Source organism: Roseobacter sp. S87 (assembly GCF_055693285.1).
In genome coordinates, this window is sequence record NZ_JBVFTR010000004.1 from 585,774 (window position 1) to 601,289 (window position 15,516).

The 15,516-nt window shown below is 57.0% G+C and carries 15 protein-coding genes, 1 tRNA gene and 1 pseudogene; 10 read left to right on the forward strand and 7 right to left on the reverse strand.

Annotation, left to right across the window (positions count from 1 at the left end; genetic code table 11):
* Positions 1 to 201 precede the first annotated feature (201 nt).
* From ACZ1HA_RS03735 to ACZ1HA_RS03745, 3 genes and pseudogenes are all read left to right on the forward strand, one after another.
* The gene (locus ACZ1HA_RS03735; RefSeq protein WP_472712922.1) at positions 202 to 1,935 is read left to right on the forward strand and encodes an ATP-dependent nuclease; all 1,734 of its coding nucleotides are present in this window, start codon (positions 202 to 204) and stop codon (positions 1,933 to 1,935) included.
* Positions 1,936 to 2,175: 240 nt separating this feature from the next.
* A pseudogene (locus tag ACZ1HA_RS03740) lies at positions 2,176 to 2,601 on the forward strand (recombinase family protein); the annotation flags it as partial.
* A 91-nt stretch (positions 2,602 to 2,692) separates the two neighbouring features.
* Positions 2,693 to 4,003 (forward strand): hypothetical protein, encoded by a 1,311-nt coding sequence (locus ACZ1HA_RS03745; protein WP_472712923.1) that lies wholly within the window; start codon positions 2,693 to 2,695, stop codon positions 4,001 to 4,003.
* A 61-nt stretch (positions 4,004 to 4,064) separates the two neighbouring features.
* On the opposite strand, the gene ACZ1HA_RS03750 is transcribed toward ACZ1HA_RS03745, so the two are convergent.
* The 3 genes from ACZ1HA_RS03750 to ACZ1HA_RS03760 all read right to left on the reverse strand — a co-directional run bounded on the left by ACZ1HA_RS03750 (position 4,065) and on the right by ACZ1HA_RS03760 (position 6,059).
* The gene (locus ACZ1HA_RS03750) at positions 4,065 to 5,072 is read right to left on the reverse strand and encodes a tyrosine-type recombinase/integrase (RefSeq protein ID WP_472712924.1); all 1,008 of its coding nucleotides are present in this window, start codon (positions 5,070 to 5,072) and stop codon (positions 4,065 to 4,067) included.
* Positions 5,059 to 5,232 (reverse strand): hypothetical protein, encoded by a 174-nt coding sequence (locus ACZ1HA_RS03755; protein ID WP_472712925.1) that lies wholly within the window; start codon positions 5,230 to 5,232, stop codon positions 5,059 to 5,061. Before ACZ1HA_RS03755 ends, ACZ1HA_RS03750 begins: the two co-directional genes overlap by 14 nt.
* Positions 5,233 to 5,985: 753 nt before the next feature.
* Positions 5,986 to 6,059 (reverse strand) — tRNA-Cys (locus ACZ1HA_RS03760).
* A 146-nt stretch (positions 6,060 to 6,205) separates the two neighbouring features.
* On the opposite strand from ACZ1HA_RS03760, the gene ACZ1HA_RS03765 reads away from it, so the two are divergent.
* The 3 genes from ACZ1HA_RS03765 to ACZ1HA_RS03775 all read left to right on the forward strand — a co-directional run bounded on the left by ACZ1HA_RS03765 (position 6,206) and on the right by ACZ1HA_RS03775 (position 9,149).
* Positions 6,206 to 6,859 (forward strand): protein-L-isoaspartate O-methyltransferase family protein, encoded by a 654-nt coding sequence (locus ACZ1HA_RS03765; RefSeq protein WP_436397498.1) that lies wholly within the window; start codon positions 6,206 to 6,208, stop codon positions 6,857 to 6,859.
* Positions 6,860 to 6,905: 46 nt separating this feature from the next.
* Entirely contained in the window at positions 6,906 to 8,345 is a 1,440-nt protein-coding gene (locus tag ACZ1HA_RS03770; RefSeq protein WP_436397495.1) for a TolC family outer membrane protein, read from the forward strand.
* A gap of 69 nt (positions 8,346 to 8,414) precedes the next feature.
* Positions 8,415 to 9,149 carry a hypothetical protein gene (locus tag ACZ1HA_RS03775; protein ID WP_472712926.1) on the forward strand — a complete coding sequence of 245 codons (735 nt, stop codon included), beginning with the start codon at positions 8,415 to 8,417 and terminating at the stop codon, positions 9,147 to 9,149.
* Between the two features lie 8 nt (positions 9,150 to 9,157).
* On the opposite strand, the gene ACZ1HA_RS03780 is transcribed toward ACZ1HA_RS03775, so the two are convergent.
* The gene (locus tag ACZ1HA_RS03780; RefSeq protein ID WP_472712927.1) at positions 9,158 to 10,612 is read right to left on the reverse strand and encodes a cobyric acid synthase; all 1,455 of its coding nucleotides are present in this window, start codon (positions 10,610 to 10,612) and stop codon (positions 9,158 to 9,160) included.
* A 62-nt stretch (positions 10,613 to 10,674) separates the two neighbouring features.
* Here ACZ1HA_RS03780 and ACZ1HA_RS03785 point away from each other — a divergent pair, with 62 nt between their 5' ends.
* The gene (locus ACZ1HA_RS03785) at positions 10,675 to 11,253 is read left to right on the forward strand and encodes a cobalamin biosynthesis protein CobQ (RefSeq protein WP_472712928.1); all 579 of its coding nucleotides are present in this window, start codon (positions 10,675 to 10,677) and stop codon (positions 11,251 to 11,253) included.
* Positions 11,254 to 11,308: 55 nt separating this feature from the next.
* Here ACZ1HA_RS03785 and ACZ1HA_RS03790 read toward each other — a convergent pair whose 3' ends face one another.
* Entirely contained in the window at positions 11,309 to 11,629 is a 321-nt protein-coding gene (locus ACZ1HA_RS03790; protein ID WP_298842792.1) for a DUF6280 family protein, read from the reverse strand.
* 220 nt (positions 11,630 to 11,849) lie between these two features.
* Here ACZ1HA_RS03790 and efp point away from each other — a divergent pair, with 220 nt between their 5' ends.
* Entirely contained in the window at positions 11,850 to 12,413 is a 564-nt protein-coding gene (gene efp, locus ACZ1HA_RS03795) for an elongation factor P (RefSeq protein ID WP_375228300.1), read from the forward strand.
* A 50-nt stretch (positions 12,414 to 12,463) separates the two neighbouring features.
* On the opposite strand, the gene ygfZ is transcribed toward efp, so the two are convergent.
* Positions 12,464 to 13,204 carry a CAF17-like 4Fe-4S cluster assembly/insertion protein YgfZ gene (ygfZ, locus tag ACZ1HA_RS03800; protein WP_472712929.1) on the reverse strand — a complete coding sequence of 247 codons (741 nt, stop codon included), beginning with the start codon at positions 13,202 to 13,204 and terminating at the stop codon, positions 12,464 to 12,466.
* 69 nt (positions 13,205 to 13,273) lie between these two features.
* On the opposite strand from ygfZ, the gene ACZ1HA_RS03805 reads away from it, so the two are divergent.
* Both ACZ1HA_RS03805 and ACZ1HA_RS03810 read left to right on the forward strand, forming a co-directional pair.
* Positions 13,274 to 13,948, forward strand: coding sequence for a TIGR04283 family arsenosugar biosynthesis glycosyltransferase (locus ACZ1HA_RS03805; protein ID WP_436397492.1), 675 nt, complete (start codon positions 13,274 to 13,276; stop codon positions 13,946 to 13,948).
* A 98-nt stretch (positions 13,949 to 14,046) separates the two neighbouring features.
* A complete protein-coding gene (locus tag ACZ1HA_RS03810; RefSeq protein ID WP_472712930.1) occupies positions 14,047 to 15,255 on the forward strand; it encodes a pyridoxal-phosphate-dependent aminotransferase family protein in 1,209 nt (402 codons plus the stop codon).
* Here ACZ1HA_RS03810 and ACZ1HA_RS03815 read toward each other — a convergent pair.
* Positions 15,232 to 15,477, reverse strand: a complete 246-nt coding sequence (locus ACZ1HA_RS03815; protein ID WP_472712931.1) for a hypothetical protein — start codon at positions 15,475 to 15,477, stop codon at positions 15,232 to 15,234. The two genes, ACZ1HA_RS03810 and ACZ1HA_RS03815, sit on opposite strands and share 24 nt — an antisense overlap.
* Positions 15,478 to 15,516 lie beyond the last annotated feature (39 nt).

Below are 15,516 nucleotides of genomic sequence, written 5' to 3' on the forward strand. Positions count from 1 at the left end.
TTGGCGGAACATAGCGAGAATGTTTAGACGCAACTGGGCGTCGGCGGAACCGGTATTCTGAAGCTTCCTAATGCCCGTTTCGAGAACGTCACATATAAGGGCTTATGCGCCTTACGCCCTGCTTTGATGCCAAGAGCGTCTTGTAGATGGATCATCCTCGTGCCACGCTCTTAACCGGACTTTCAAGCAGGTTGGCGCGATATGAAGCTGGTTTCTTTCTCGGTTGCAAACTATCGAAGTATTACGAAAGCAAACAAGATTCCATTGTCCGATTATTCACTACTAATCGGCGCAAATAATGAAGGAAAATCCAACATCCTGCATGCGCTAGCGCTTGGAATGAACGCTCTTGTGGACTGGCAACGGCAGGTGCGTCGGACAATTGACGGACGAGTTATTAGGTCATCACCATCCTCATTGACCAGAAATTCGCACCGTTTGCACTATGATTGGAAAGACGATTACCCGATCTCAAAGCAAGAACGTGCGAAGTCAGATAGCACGACAGACATCACTTTAGAGTTTGAGCTAGACGACGCTGAAACCGCTGAGTTCAAGGATGAAATAAAGAGCAACTTAAATGGAACACTCCCTCTGCTCATACAACTAGGCCAACGCGGGAGTATGGACGTAACCGTAAGGAAGCCGGGGAGGGGTCAGGCAACCTTGACTAAAAAAAGCACAAGAATTGCGGATTTTGTTTCTCGGCGGATTTCGTTTGAGTATATCCCTGCAATTAGAACCGCTCAGTCAGCGTCCCGAGTAATTGATGAGCTTATGAGCCGTGAGCTATATCGCCTTGAAGAAGACCCAGAATACCAAGAAGCAGTAGCTAAAATCGAAGAGTTGCAGCGGCCAGTTCTGGATGAACTAGCAGATACGATTCAGACTACTGTGGCCAGTTTCTTGCCTAGCGTTGCGTCGGTTGAGTTAAAATCTAGACGAGAAGCGAGATACCGCTCTTTGAGAAGAGACGTTGAGATTATCGTGGACGACGGAAATCTGACAAAACTGGAACGGAAGGGCGATGGCGTGCAAAGTCTTGTCGCATTGGCGTTGATGCGCCACGCTTCAGATCAAAGTTCAAGTGAAAAAAACACTATCGTCGCCATCGAAGAGCCTGAGTCACACCTTCATCCACATGCCGTGCATGAACTTCGATCAGTTATAGAAAAACTCTCTGAAAAGAACCAAGTTGTTCTGACAAGCCATTCCCCCCTGTTTGTAAATCCTGACAGCCTCGATAACACGATCATTGTCAGGGGCAGCAAGGCAGGACAGGCAAAGCATGTTTCAGAAGTACGTGAGACGCTTGGGGTTAGGTTTTCCGATAACCTTGAAAATGCAAGGCTGGTTCTGTTGGTTGAGGGCGTAGATGATGCTGTTGCTATGAAGGCAATTATCTCTAATCGTAGCGAAGTGCTCGCAAACGCAATCTCGGCTGGGACAATGACCTTTGATCATTTGGGTGGAGCGAGTGGCTTACGACAGAAAGCTTCATTCTATCAATCTGGAGCATGCCTCGTACAAGCACTCGTTGACAATGACGCAGAAGGTAAACTTGCGGTAGAGCGCGCTATCAATGACAAGGTTCTAACACTCAGGGATATAAATCTGTGTAGTGTTCCTCATTTGGACGAATCCGAGCTAGAAGACCTATATGACAAATCTGTTTATGGGGAAGCGTTCTTGGAAGAGTTTGGCGTTGATCCCAGATTGAAGCCTCTTGGGAAAAAGAAGCAGAAATGGTCAAACGTCATGGGGAGATTGTTTGCTCAAGCGGGCAAACCATGGGGCGACACAGTAAAATTTCAGGTGAAAGATTGGCTTGCTGGATACGCTGCTACCCATGCCGGACAAATTCTGAAAGAACCGCTGGCTAGACCGATAGATGGCTTCATTCAATCTATCGAGGCCAAGCTGCCTAAAAACTGATCCTGTGGTGCGTATATCATAATTTTCGCACCGCCATCGCCAATCGCACAAAACAAGGCTGTGGACGTGTTGCATAAATCCGGTGCGAGCCTAAACGCTTTCTGATACGCTGAAATCATGTTCATCGGCTAAGCTAGGGTATCGACCCAAGTCCAAAGCCTCGACCGCCGGATCGGAGCGCTGACCGGTGCGGGCGTGGGCCGCATCTTTGGTTAGAAGGCCACGGCTAAGACTGTCAAGGGTTGTCCGCAGCTCGAAAAGGCCATCGATGCTCTAAGCACAGTCGATGTGCTCGTGATCGCCGAGTGGGATCGGGCTACGCGGTCTATGATGGACGGCATTACTATTGTTCAGCGCGTGGCGGATCGCAGAGTGAGCGTGAAGGTGCTCGACAAACCTTGGTTGGACCTAACTATTCCAAACGGGAAAGGTTTTTTGGTGTTCTTGTCCGCTTTGGCGGAAGACGAACTCGAACGTATCACAGCTCGCGCAAACGAGGGTAGGGTGGACGCAAAGGCACGAGGGGTGAAATTTGGACCAAAGCCAAAGCTCACTGAACATCATAGGGAACTGGCGCTGACGCGACTTTCGACTGGAGATAGTTGCCGAGCGATAGCTCGCGACATGGGTGTTGTGCACACGACAATTTTGCGGCTGAAGCACTAACTTTTGCGGATTCAAATCAGACTGAATACAAAATGCGCCGGTTGCTAATGTGATGGTGTACTATAGCCGAAGACTAGAGGGGGATTCGGCTATGCAAATAGCAATGCAGATTGTCATTTTTGCTTTTTTTTCAATTGCCCTAACGGGCACAGGTTCTGCCCAAGATCGCATTGACTTCACCGACGCCAGAGCGGAGCTTCATCGACTTGCTGGCATTCCCACAGGGCCCGTTCGCGGGGTTCGCACGTGCTCTAACAAAAGTGGATGTAAGAAGTACTGCGCTAAACGTCCTAAGTGTCGGGTCTTTAACGAGATTAGGAACATATCAGCCGTTGATCTGGATAGTATTGAATTCAAGTTACCTGATCCAGATGGCATCCCAGTGTTTCGCGAAGAACAGACACTCAGTTTTGCTAACTGCTTCGCTGAAGATTCATGGCCATGGGAAGAGAACCTCACTGTCATTGCCCGTGAGTTCATTGTCTTGACGAAGAAGGAGGTCGTAAGTCGCTCCACTGACTACTCGCGGAACATCGGTATAGACGCAGACTTTCTCAAGGGAATGGGAATAAAAATTGGTGAAGCTATCAAGAATTCTGTCAGCTATTCGCTAACATCTACTGATTCAAATACTCAGTTCCAAGAAACAAAAATTGAACGACCTTTAAGCCTTACCATTCCGCCACTCACAGAGCGTGTCATATTCTACAGCGATGGGCGTAAAAGTATTCGTATACCTATCGTGGTGACAGGAATTTTTGATGCGGATGTCTACTCTGTCGAAAGAACCACAGGGTCAGGAACTGAGTGGACCGCAAGGAAAGTGCACAGACTTTCTGACAAGACTGAACCAAACAGGCGTGCGATACGCACTTCCGGATACATCACCTTCGATGGATCCGATCGTACACTGGCCATTAGGTTGATCGAGCGAAAACTTGAACCAAATGACCCGGCTTGCGTTGATAACCGAACATCGATCTTCAGCATACCTTCTGAAGAACTCGCAAACTATGTTGAAATTGAGGTAGACGGTGTTTCGACACCGTCCGAAGGAACTAGCGATGATGCATTCTGCGATAGCGCTACTGCTGAAGTAACCTCGTTTTCACAGTCGGGTAGCGAGGCGTCTGCACTGTTCGAGATTGATACTGGCCTTTCACAATGTGAGCGGAGCAGCGGGTCAATATCCTTCAGTACGTTTTCTGTGAGCGGTCAAAACGCAGCGGCAATTGAAGGTATTATCGACCGGCGGGACTTTGAAACTTGGTCCGGTGAGCAGGGAGCAAGTTTTTCAGTTTCATGGTCAGACGCGTTTCACATGGACGAAAATGAAGAGCTGATCGATGTCTCGGAGATTTCAGTTGACCAGTGTTATTGCCGGGCTGGAGCTGAACAGTAACGGCGAAAGGCTAGTTAAAAATAATTAACCCTACGAGCGTTGTGGCGCTTTGGTTTGAATTTCATTGATCGCGATTTCGGCGTTTTTGTTGAGCTTCGATTGCTCTGATCTTCTGACGAACTTTCTTGGTGTAGTGGAGCACCATCGCAGGGCTTTGGCCTGTCACGGCCGCAATAAGGTCATCGCTGCAGCCAGCTTCCAGAAGCTCGCATGCAGCGTTGTAGCGCCAGCTATGGATGTCATAGGCCAGAGCGCCGATACGTTCTCTGACTTTTCTGACGGCGGCTGACGCGCCTCTGTATGACCAGCGGTTGCTGCCGTGTTCATTTGTCAGGATGAAAACTGAATGACGGCTTGCTGCCTCCAGTGTGGTTTGCAGCTCCGGAAGGATTGGAACCCACAGCTCTTTTTTGGTTTTGCTCTGTTTAACAAAGACCGAGCCATCTTCGATGTCCGACCAGCGCATTTCCAGCACGTCGCCGATGCGCTGGCCTGTGCCAACGCAAAGCTCCATGACGAGCCGCTCACGAGACCCGATCGGGCAAGCGTCCCGATAAGCTCCAATCAGCTCACTCGGCCATGGTTCGCGTTCGGCACGTTTCTGGCCTTTCAGTTCTGGTACACCACGGGCTGGATTATCAGCTCGCCAACCCAAATCGATGCAATGCTCCATGAGCACTCGGAGAACTCGTAACGCATAGTTTGCGAAATAAGCCTTTTCGGCGTTCGCATCGCGCATTCGGATCACGTCTTTGCGTTGCAGACCGGCAGGGTTTCTATCGCCCATGATTGATGTGAAGAAATCGAGATGTTTGTCATAGTCCAAGCCGGTGCGGGGCTTGAGGTTTCGATACCGAGGCGATGCTCTGTAGCTTTTAATCAACCCATTGAACGAGCGGGATACAATGACCTTCGGCTGATCCTTTGTTGCGAGGATATCTGCGTATTCTTTCCAAAACTCGGGCGTTCCAAACTCGCTTTCGAACTTCCGTGACGGCCAGCCGCGACGTTGAAAGTAAATACCGTTTCGTTGACGATACACATGTTTTGGAAGTTCACGTTTGGCCATGGCGCATATCCAATCCGTCAAATTCGTCTGTGTTTTTTTCTTCTAAGAATTTTACCTCGATCTTTCGTCCGTCAACACTTACGGACACCACCCGTTTCCCCGCCTGCTCGAAGGTTTTGAGCATCGCCAGAGCCCTCCTTTCGGTTGTGTTGCCAGACATTACCCGGTTGCCTCTTAGCGTTTCCCATTGCTCTGTTCGCGCATCCATAAGGCTGAATGTGCCAGTCGGCTCATGCAAACAGTCGATATAGGAAATCTAGTCGGTCACTGATTCGGCGGCAATTGATTGAATATTTTTTAATCTGCAAAACACGAATTCGTGTCGCTAAATGCATACGGAAATTGCGCTCTTTGCGCAACATTGAGAAAATAAATACGCATCTTGTCGCGAAAATTCAAATTTTCTCTTGACGCGTAAATTCGTCGGAAGCGCCGGTCCAGCGTGTCGCTAAATGTATACTATAACAAGCTAGGGGATGCGGACCGGCCGCGCCTTGGGCGTCGCTGCGCTGCGCCCATGGCGGACCGGGTTGAGCCGTCGCGATGGTGGCGACGGTGGAAAGTGCAATGCGGATAGCAGGCGGGTCCCCCGCCGATGATGGCTGACCCGAAACAACCCCAATGGGGCGGAGCTCGACATAGGCATTCGCAGATTTCGAGCCCCTTTTGTTTCTTCAGTTCGAATGCGGGCCTGTTTCGCTTCGTTCTTTTTGCTGAGAAAGCAAGCTTGGGTCGCGACGCGATAAACCGATTTCAATGCCTGTTTGGTGCGGCCAACCTCCGGCGTTTGCCAATTTTAAAACTGGTACGCGGCGGCCATATTTCAGAACAGAACAAAAACAGAATGTTTAGACGAATGTTTAGACGCGACGGTGCGCGGTTCTTGAAGTTGATGCAAGTCATTGATTTTAAATGGAGGCGAGTACCGGAATCGAACCGGTGTACACGGATTTGCAATCCGCTGCGTCACCACTCCGCCAACTCGCCGCCGATGGTGTGCACGCAGAGCTAACCGATAAAACGGGCGGTCGCAAGTGCCACAGGTTACCAAAATTCGCTCCTCGGGCGTTGCCGCAGCGCCGCAACTGTGCCACATCTGGTTGAACACTTTCTGAACGGATGAGTTTAGACGCATGACAGACTTTGCAGCCCGGCGGACAATGATGGTCGATACACAGATCAGGCCGTCCGACGTTACGAAATTTCCCATTATTGACGCGATGCTGACGATCCAGCGTGAAAACTTTGTGCCCGCCAGCCACAGAGAGGCGGCATATATGGGTGAAAACCTGTCATTGGGGCCTTCCCGTGTGATGCTGGAACCGCGGACGCTGGCAAAGATGCTGGATGCCCTCGATATCTCGAATTCAGAGCTGGTGCTCGATGTCGGCACGGGGCTGGGGTATTCTTCGGCTGTCATCGCGCATATGGCAGAGGCTGTTGTTGCGGTAGAGGAAGATGAAGACCTGGCCCGCGACGCGCAGGAAGCGCTGACAGAGGCCGGTGCGGACAACGTTATTATGCACGAAGGCCCGCTCGCAGAAGGGGCCGCGCAGCATGGCCCTTACGACGTAATCGTCCTGCAGGGTGGGGTGCGCGAGCTGCCGCAGAACCTGCCCGATCAGCTGAAGGACGGCGGGCGCATCGCATGTCTCTTCGTTGAAGGGGCTCTGGGCGAGGTGCGCATCGGACGCAAAAGCGGCGGCGCGATTTCCTGGCGGATGGCATTCAATGCCGGTGCGCCGGTGTTGCCCGGGTTCGACCGCGAAGCAGCATTTGAATTCTGAACAACAGAGCCGGCAAAAGACCAGGCAAACCTCAGAGGCAAAACGGATGGCAGGTATGGCAATTACGGAAGCGGTCAGAAAAACACTGCAGCGCGCAGCACTGGGTGTCTGTGTGATCACGGCAGCTGGTGCGGCACAGGCCGAAACGCTGGCTGACGCGCTGGTCGGCGCCTACAACAACAGCGGTCTGCTGGACCAGAACCGCGCGCTTTTGCGGGCCGCTGACGAGGATGTCGCGGGTGCTGCGGCCGCGCTCAAGCCGGTTGTGAACTATACGGCGAGTGTGACGCGCAACTTTGGTGATACGCGGAGTATTTCATCGCAGACCGGTCTGGCATCCACCAACAATATCGAAGCGACCAACGCGTCTGTCGGTATTGCTGCTGAGCTGCTGCTGTATGATTTCGGGGCGACCCAGCTGGGTGTTGAGGCCGCAAAGGAAACCGTTCTGTCCACGCGCCAGCAGCTGATCAGCATTGAGCAGCAGGTTCTTCTGAGCGCGGTGTCGGCATTTCTGAACGTCCGGTCTTTGCGTGAATTTGTGGCACTGCGCCGCAACAACCTTAATCTGCTGCAACAGGAACTGCGGGCGGCTCAGGACCGCTTCGAAGTAGGTGAAGTAACCCGCACCGATGTCGCACAGGCCGAAGCACAGCTGGCCGAAGCGCGCAGCGGACTGGCCACCGCGCAGGGTGACCTGCAGCAGGCGATCGAAGTCTACCGCAATGTTGTGGGCCGCACACCCGGGCAGCTGACCGCGCCGCCGTCGCTGCCGTCTTTTGGCAGCAATGTCGAAGCGGCCCGCGCGCAGGCTTTGCAGGTCCACCCGGATCTGCGCGCAGCCCAGCATGCGGTTGCCGCCGCCGAACTGAATATCCAGCGGGCGAAGGCGGGCATCAAGCCGCGGCTGAGCGCCAATGGCTCGCTGAACCGTCAGGAGAACCTCGGCAGCAGTTCCTATACAAATTCCGGCAGCATCGGGATCACCCTGTCCGGGCCGATCTATCAGGGCGGTCTGATCGATTCCGCAATCCGCAGTGCGATTGCCGCCCGTGATGCGCAGCGCGGCAACCTTTTTGAAGTGCAGAAGACGATTTCGCAGAACGTCGGTTCCGCATACGCACAGCTTTCGGCGCAGCGCGCCAGCCTGTCCGCCTCCGAGGAGCGGATCCGTGCGGCGCGCATCGCGTTTGATGGTGTGCGGGAAGAGGCACAGCTGGGTGCACGGACCACGCTGGATGTTCTGGATGCGGAGCAGGAATTGCTTGATGCGGAAACCTCGCGGATTTCCGCAGAGGCCAACGTCTATGTTGCGGCTTATTCTGTGCTTCAGGCCACGGGTCGTCTGACGGCAAGAGACCTTGGCCTTGGAGTTCAGCTCTATGATCCGGCGGCTTACTACAACCTTGTCAAAGACGCGCCGGTAGCCCGGTCAGCGCAGGGTCAGAAGCTGGACCGGGTCCTGAAGTCTCTGCAAAAAAACTGACATTTTGCCACAAGCATTGTGCTGTCGATGGCGCCGGGCTAGAATTGAACCGGGCAGGAGTGGTGCAAAATGTCGAATCCGGTAACTAATTCTCAGGTCGAAGATGTCCTGTCGTCGATCCGGCGTCTGGTCAGTGATAACCGCCGTGGTGACGCGGCACATAGCGAAGACGCCGAGCGGCTGGTTCTGTCACCGCAGCAGCGTGTCACCGGAAAGACGGCTGAAGAGCCCGGCCCCCGCGCCCCGCAAACGCCGTTCAGACCTGTTCTGACACTGATGCCCGAAGACGCGGTTCAGCGGGACGGCCGTGACAGCGACGATTTACCCGTGCCTGAATTTATCCGCCATGGGAGCGAAGCTGACCTTACGGAAGCGCCGCGTGCGACCAGCAGCCTGGCCGACAAAATTGCGGCGCTGGAGACAGCGATTGCCCGGCGGTCCGAGCACTGGGAGCCGGACGGTGACGGACGCGATGCCTATGCCGGCACACGCGCACCTGCAGTGTCTCTGCAGAATGCTGTGGACCTCGACGGGACCGGCGCGCCGCTTGCAGACAGCGGGGAGCCGATGAAGCCTGTGGCTTCGGTCGCAGCAACCGGGGAGCCTGAAGCGGAACATTCTGATCCGCGGGCGGAAGTCCCGGCCGATGAGCAGATCCTGGATGAGGAGGCGCTGACGGCGCTGGTGTCCGATATTGTCCGGCGCGAGCTTCAGGGTGATCTGGGAGAGCGCATCACGCGCAACGTGCGCAAACTGGTCCGGCGGGAAATCATGCGGGCCCTTGCTGCGCGCGAGCTGGACTGACCCCGGCTTCAGCGGGCCATCGACAGTAACTGATCCAGATCCATTGTGGCTTCAAGATGTGCCGCGAGGGCGTCGAGCGTCTCTTCGACCTCCGTTGCATATGCGCGTTCAGATGTCTGGCCGAGGTCCCGCATCCATGCCGCGCGAAAACTGTCGGACGTGAAAATTCCATGCTGGTAACAGCCGCGGATCCGCCCGTCCGCTGACGCAGCCCCTTCAGGGCCTTTGCCGAAATCGAGCCATCCGCGTGCACAGTCCGGTCCGGTTGTCCGACCCATATGGATTTCGTAACCGGTCAGCGGCGTGTCATGCAGCAGTGAACGCCCCTCGCGCAGCGCCAGTTCTTTTCGGGGCACCAGCGTGGTTTCGACATCCAGCAGTCCCAGCCCGGGTGCTGTCCCGGCCGGGCCCTCGATACCGTCAGGATCGCCGATCTGACGCCCGAGTATCTGATAGCCGCCGCACAGACCCAGCACATGACCGCCATACCGCACATGGGACAGGATATCCTGATCCCAGCCTTCGGCGCGCAGGGCCGCAAGATCTCCGAGCGTTGCCTTACTGCCCACCAGGAGGATCACATCCGCCTCACGCGGCAGGGGTGCGCCCGGTTCTGCGACGATCAGATCAATACCAGGCTCCGCCGCCAGCGGATCAAGATCGTCAAAGTTTGAAATGCGGGGCAGGCGCGGCACGACCACCCCGGTACCGCTGCCGCCCGACTGCGCACGAGCGGGCAGGTCCATTACGTCTTCGGCGGGCAGTTTCCGCGCGGCATCAAACCATGGCACAACACCCAGACAGGGCCAGCCCGTCCTGTGAATGATGTCATCGCGCCCGCCATCAAAGAGCGTTACATCGCCGCGGAATTTATTCACCACAAAGCCTGTGATCATCGCGTTGTCGGCGTCGTCCATGACTGCCTGCGTGCCGACAATCTGCGCAATCACGCCGCCGCGGTCGATGTCCCCGGCAAGGACCACCGGCACATCAGCAGTGCGGGCAAAGCCCATATTCGCAATGTCGCGCGCGCGCAGGTTGGTTTCAGCCGGACTGCCCGCACCTTCGACCAGCACCAGATCGGCTGCATCCCGCAGCCGGTCGAAACTCTCAATCACGCGCGGCATCAGGCTTTCGCGGTTGCGGCCGAAATCGCGGGCCTCCTGGGTGCCGGCGACCTGTCCCTGCACGATCACCTGCGCACCTGTCGACGTCTGGGGTTTGAGCAGGATCGGGTTCATATCGACATGCGCAGAAACACCTGCCGCCATCGCCTGCAACGCCTGAGCACGTCCGATTTCACCACCGCCGGGCGTGACAGCTGCATTGTTGGACATATTCTGCGGCTTAAACGGACGCACGCTGAGCCCCCGGTTCCGGTACGCGCGGGCCAGTCCCGCCACGAGCATGGATTTGCCCGTGTTGGTGCCTGTACCCTGGATCATAATGGCTTTGCCGCGCATCTGTCGCCTCTTCATTCTGCGGGCAAACTGACGCATGATCCCTGCAAAGAAAAGGAGCAAAGATGAACACGCCTGCACATCTTCTGCTGGGGGCCGCCGCGATGGCGCGCAGCGGTGACCGCTGGGTCGTTGCGGCGGCGCTTCTTGGGGCGCTGATGCCGGACCTGTCGCTCTATCTTCTTGCGGGGGGCGCGATGTACATCTTTGCGATCCCGCCGCAGCGTGTGTTCAACGAACTCTACTTTTCAGATGCCTGGCAGACGATTTTCGCGATTGATAACTCATTCATTGTCTGGGGTGTCCTGCTGGCGCTGGCTCTGTGGCGCAGAAAACCCTGGGCCATTGCGCTGACCGGTGCCGCACTTCTGCATCTTTGCCTGGATTTTCCGCTGCACCACGACGACGGACGGGCGCATTTCTGGCCGCTGACCGGGTGGGTTTATGAGAGCCCGCTGAGCTATTGGGACCGGGCGCAGGGGGCTGGTATGGTTGCACCGGTGGAGGCGTTTCTGGCCACCGTCGCCGCATTTTTGCTATGGCGGCGCGGTATCGGCGCGGGCCTGTCGGTGCTTGTTCTTGTGTTACTGGCCGCCGAACTCTGGGTCGTGCGCCAGTGGCTTTTTGTGTTCGGCGTTGCCTGAACGAAAAAACGCGCCCCGAACCGGGACGCGTTCTGTCTGAAAAATCAGTGAATTATCAGGCGGCTTCTGCCTGCTGCGCTGCGTTGCGGCGCTCTGATTCCTCGCGGGACAGTGCCACGGAGGTCCGCACACCTTTGCCCACAAATTCCATAAGTCCCTGAACAACACGTTCGTTCGGGTCGATCCCGGCACAGCTCAGAACCTCGCGGCCGTCGCGCGAGCGTGCCCAGCGGGCGATCTGCTCCGGACCGTTGCCGTATTTCTTGTCGTCCGCAATTGCGTCGTCAAGCGCAGCCAGTACCACAGCTGCAAAAAGTTTGCGCGCACGGTTGCCTTGCTCGTTATTGAAGGCTGTGCCGTCAACGAAATCTTTCATCCGTCGTCCTTTCCATTATTCTTGCTCTTGTCTTTCCGGCGTGACGCCCCTTATGACGGGTTTTGGCCGATTCGGATACCCCGTATTTGCATGCCTTATATGCACAATTTGCATAGCTTTCTGCACGTGCAGCACGAGATATCGTTGTCTTGTCACCCACAATCCTCCCAGATATAGGGTTCATCAACTTTTCATCAACCTTTTGACACAGGTGAGCCACATGCCAAAAATCAACGGAAACGAAATCCGGCCCGGAAACGTTCTGGAGCATAATGATGGCCTGTGGGCCGCGGTGAAAGTCGATCATGTAAAACCCGGTAAAGGTGGGGCGTTTGCACAGGTAGAACTCCGCAACCTGCGCAACGGTTCCAAACTGAATGAACGTTTCCGCAGTGCCGACAAAGTCGAGCGGGTGCGCCTTGAGCAAAAGGACCAGCAGTTCCTCTATGAGGACGATGGCATGCTGGTGGTGATGGATACCGAAACCTATGAACAGGTCCAGCTGCCCGCTGAGCTGCTGGGCGAGCGCCGCCCGTTTCTGCAGGACGGTATGACCATCGTGGTCGAATTCTATGAAGAAGAGGCGCTGAACGCGACGCTGCCGCAGAAAGTCACCTGCAAAATCGTCGAAACCGAGCCGGTGGTCAAAGGTCAGACAGCGGCAAACTCCTTCAAGCCAGCGATCCTGGACAATGGCGTCAAGGTAATGGTGCCGCCCTTCGTTGGCCAGGACGAGGAGATCGTCGTGAACACAGAAACTATGGAATACTCAGAGCGCGCCTGATCTGCGTTTCGGAATTGCAGATTGCCCCGTAGCGCCCGCTGCGGGGCTTTTTATATGTCGTTACGGGTCAGGGTGGCGTCGCCTGCCTGCATTTCGTCCTTGGCCCGGTCATAGCGCAGATAGGCCAGGGCCTGATCGCCACTGCGGCTCAGAAGCGTGCCCGCTGGTTTGCCGCCTGCGGTGATCTCTGAACCGGGGTCTGCCGGACCAGTCACCGATACGCGCGCGAGGCCTTTGCGCAGTTCTGTCTTGTGCTTCATGCGAGCCGTTACTTCCTGACCCACATAGCATCCTTTGCGGAAATCAACGCCGTTGAGCCGCTCGAACCCGACCTCAAGGATAAAGGTATCGGGTGTCAGCTCGGTGCCGCTTTCCGGGATCATTTCAGCCACGCGCAGCGCCGTCCAGTCCGTGGTATCATCGGTCTGTTCTGTCGCGCGATAGGCGCGCCACCCCATTAACGCGTGGCGAGGATCCGCAAAACCATCCGGCGGGACATCACCGGTGCCGCGGTGCAGGTACAGATCCGCGGGCGTGATTGTGACGTCGGCGCGCAGTTTGTACATCGTCAGGCGCTGGACCAGCATGTCTCCCTGCGCCTCGGACACGTCAAGCAGGATGCCGTCTGTGTGAGGCACAACGAAAAAATCGGACATGTATTTGCCCTGAGGCGTCAGCAGCGCGGCATAGACCAGCCCCTTTTCGAGCCCGGCGATGTCGTTGGTGATCAGGCCCTGCAGAAAATCCCGTACATCTTCGCCTGTGAGTTGAAGGATGCGGCGATTGGACATGGGGGGCTCCTCTTTGCGTGCTCTGTGTCATATAACGCGCGCAACGCCAAACGGAAGGGGCGAGCCAGCATGCGGGCACCCATATCGGTCATCGTGCCGACACTGAACGCAGAACAGAAACTGGGCGGATGCCTGAGCGCGCTTCTGCCGGGCCTGGAGGCCGGGCTGATCCGCGAAGTGATCGTGACAGACGGCGGGTCCACGGACAACACGGTTGCTGTGGCCCGTGCGTGGGGGGCAGAGATTGTCACAGGCGAGGCCTCCCGGGGCGGGCAGCTTGCCCGCGGCTGCGCTGAGGCGCAGGGCGCATGGCTGCTGGTGCTGCACGCAGATACTGCTCTGGCGCAGGACTGGGTCGGGCCGGTTGTCCGGCACCTGGAAACCGACCAGGCGGGCTGGTTTCGCCTCGCTTTTGCGCGGGGCGGTACTGCGGGCCGTCTTGTGGCGGGCTGGGCCAACCTGCGCAGTCTGATGGGGCTGCCCTATGGTGATCAGGGCCTGCTGCTGCCACGGGCATTGTACCAGTCGGTTGGCGGGTATCCGGATCAGCCTCTGATGGAAGACGTTGCGATCGCACGGGCGCTGCGCGGGCGACTGATCCGCATCGACGCCATCGCGGAAACATCGCCCGAACGGTATCACGCACAGGGATGGCTGCGCCGGGGCGCGCGGAATCTGTGGACGCTTGCCCGTTATTTCGGTGGTGCGGACGTTGCCGTGCTGGCCCGCCGCTACCGCCGCTGAGTCCGGCTGCTCTGAAAGACTGCGCTGCTGCATGGCATAGGTGATTGACGCCGCCCGCGCGGAGGCTAGTGTCACCCGTGACAAAAAGGACAGTAGTTATGCCACAGTTTTCGGCGCCCCCGTCGGGCCGGGCCTATCTGGCCATTCCCGGGCCATCCGTCATCCCCGATGCCGTGCTTCAGGCAATGCACCGGGCGTCGCCAAACATCTATGCCGGTGAGTTGCCGGAGATGATGCCGGATATCGTGGCGGATCTGAAGAAGGTCGCCCGCACCAGTGGGCACGTGGCGCTTTACATCGGTAACGGGCACGCGGCCTGGGAAGCGGCCCTGTCCAATGTCATTGCGCCGGGTGATGAGGTCCTGGTGCCGGCCACGGGACATTTCGCGCATGGCTGGGCCGACATGGCGGAAGGGTTGGGGGCCGCAGCACGGATTGTAGAATTCGGGGATCGGGCGCCGGTTCAGCCGGAACAGATCGCCGATGCGCTGAAGGCGGACACCAGCCACCGGATCAGGGCGGTTCTGGCCGTGCATGTCGATACCTCGACCTCCGTCCGCAACGATATTGCCGCACTGCGCCGTGTTCTTGATGACTGCGGGCATCCTGCACTGCTGATGGCCGACTGCATCGCGTCCCTAGGATGCGATGTCTTTGAAATGGACGGTTGGGGCGTGGATGTCATGGTCACCGGGTGCCAGAAGGGGCTGATGGTGCCCGCGGGCATGTCATTCGTGTTTTTCAATGATCGTGCGGCAGCCGTCCGGGCAGGGATGCCCCGCGTCAGCCGCTACTGGGACTGGGAGCCGCGTTCCGCACCGGACGGTTTCTGGCAATACTGGAACGGCACCGCCCCGACGCATCATCTTTACGGACTGCGCGTCGCACTCGACCTGCTGATGACCGAAGGGATGGAGGCGGTCTGGGCGCGCCATGCGCGTTTTGCCCGGGCCATATGGGCAGCCTGTGATGCCTGGGGGCAGGGCGGCAGCCTTGAGATGAACATCCGCGATGCCGCACACCGCAGTCACGCGGTGACATCACTGCGCCTGGAAAGCCCGCAAGCCACCGCGCTGCGCGACTGGACCGAACAGAACCTGGCGCTGACGCTGGGGATCGGGCTCGGCATGGCCCCTGCCGGCGACCCGGCATGGCACGGGTTTTTCCGGCTGGGTCACATGGGACACGTGAACGGGCAGATGATCATGGGGCTGCTGGGCGGCATGGACGCCGGTTTCCGCGCGCTGGATATTCCGCACGGGCCCGGTGCGCTGGAAGCCGCCTCAGCGGTGATCGCCGGGGCGTGACCCGGCGCTTTCCTGCGTCATATTTCCGAACGCCTGTTCGGCCGTTCTGCGACGGGTTTCCAGCCAGTTGAGCCAGTGGTTGACGACCAGACATAAAAAGACCGCTGCCGCGAGGCCATATATCGCAAAGAATAATAGCAGTACCCAGCCAAGATTGACGCCGAACATCACAATACAGGCGCCGGTGAAATTCGGGGCTCGTCCGGGTGTCGGGTCGCGCATCAGGTCCTCTTCAGCTGCCTTTGAAACAGTATAGGACCA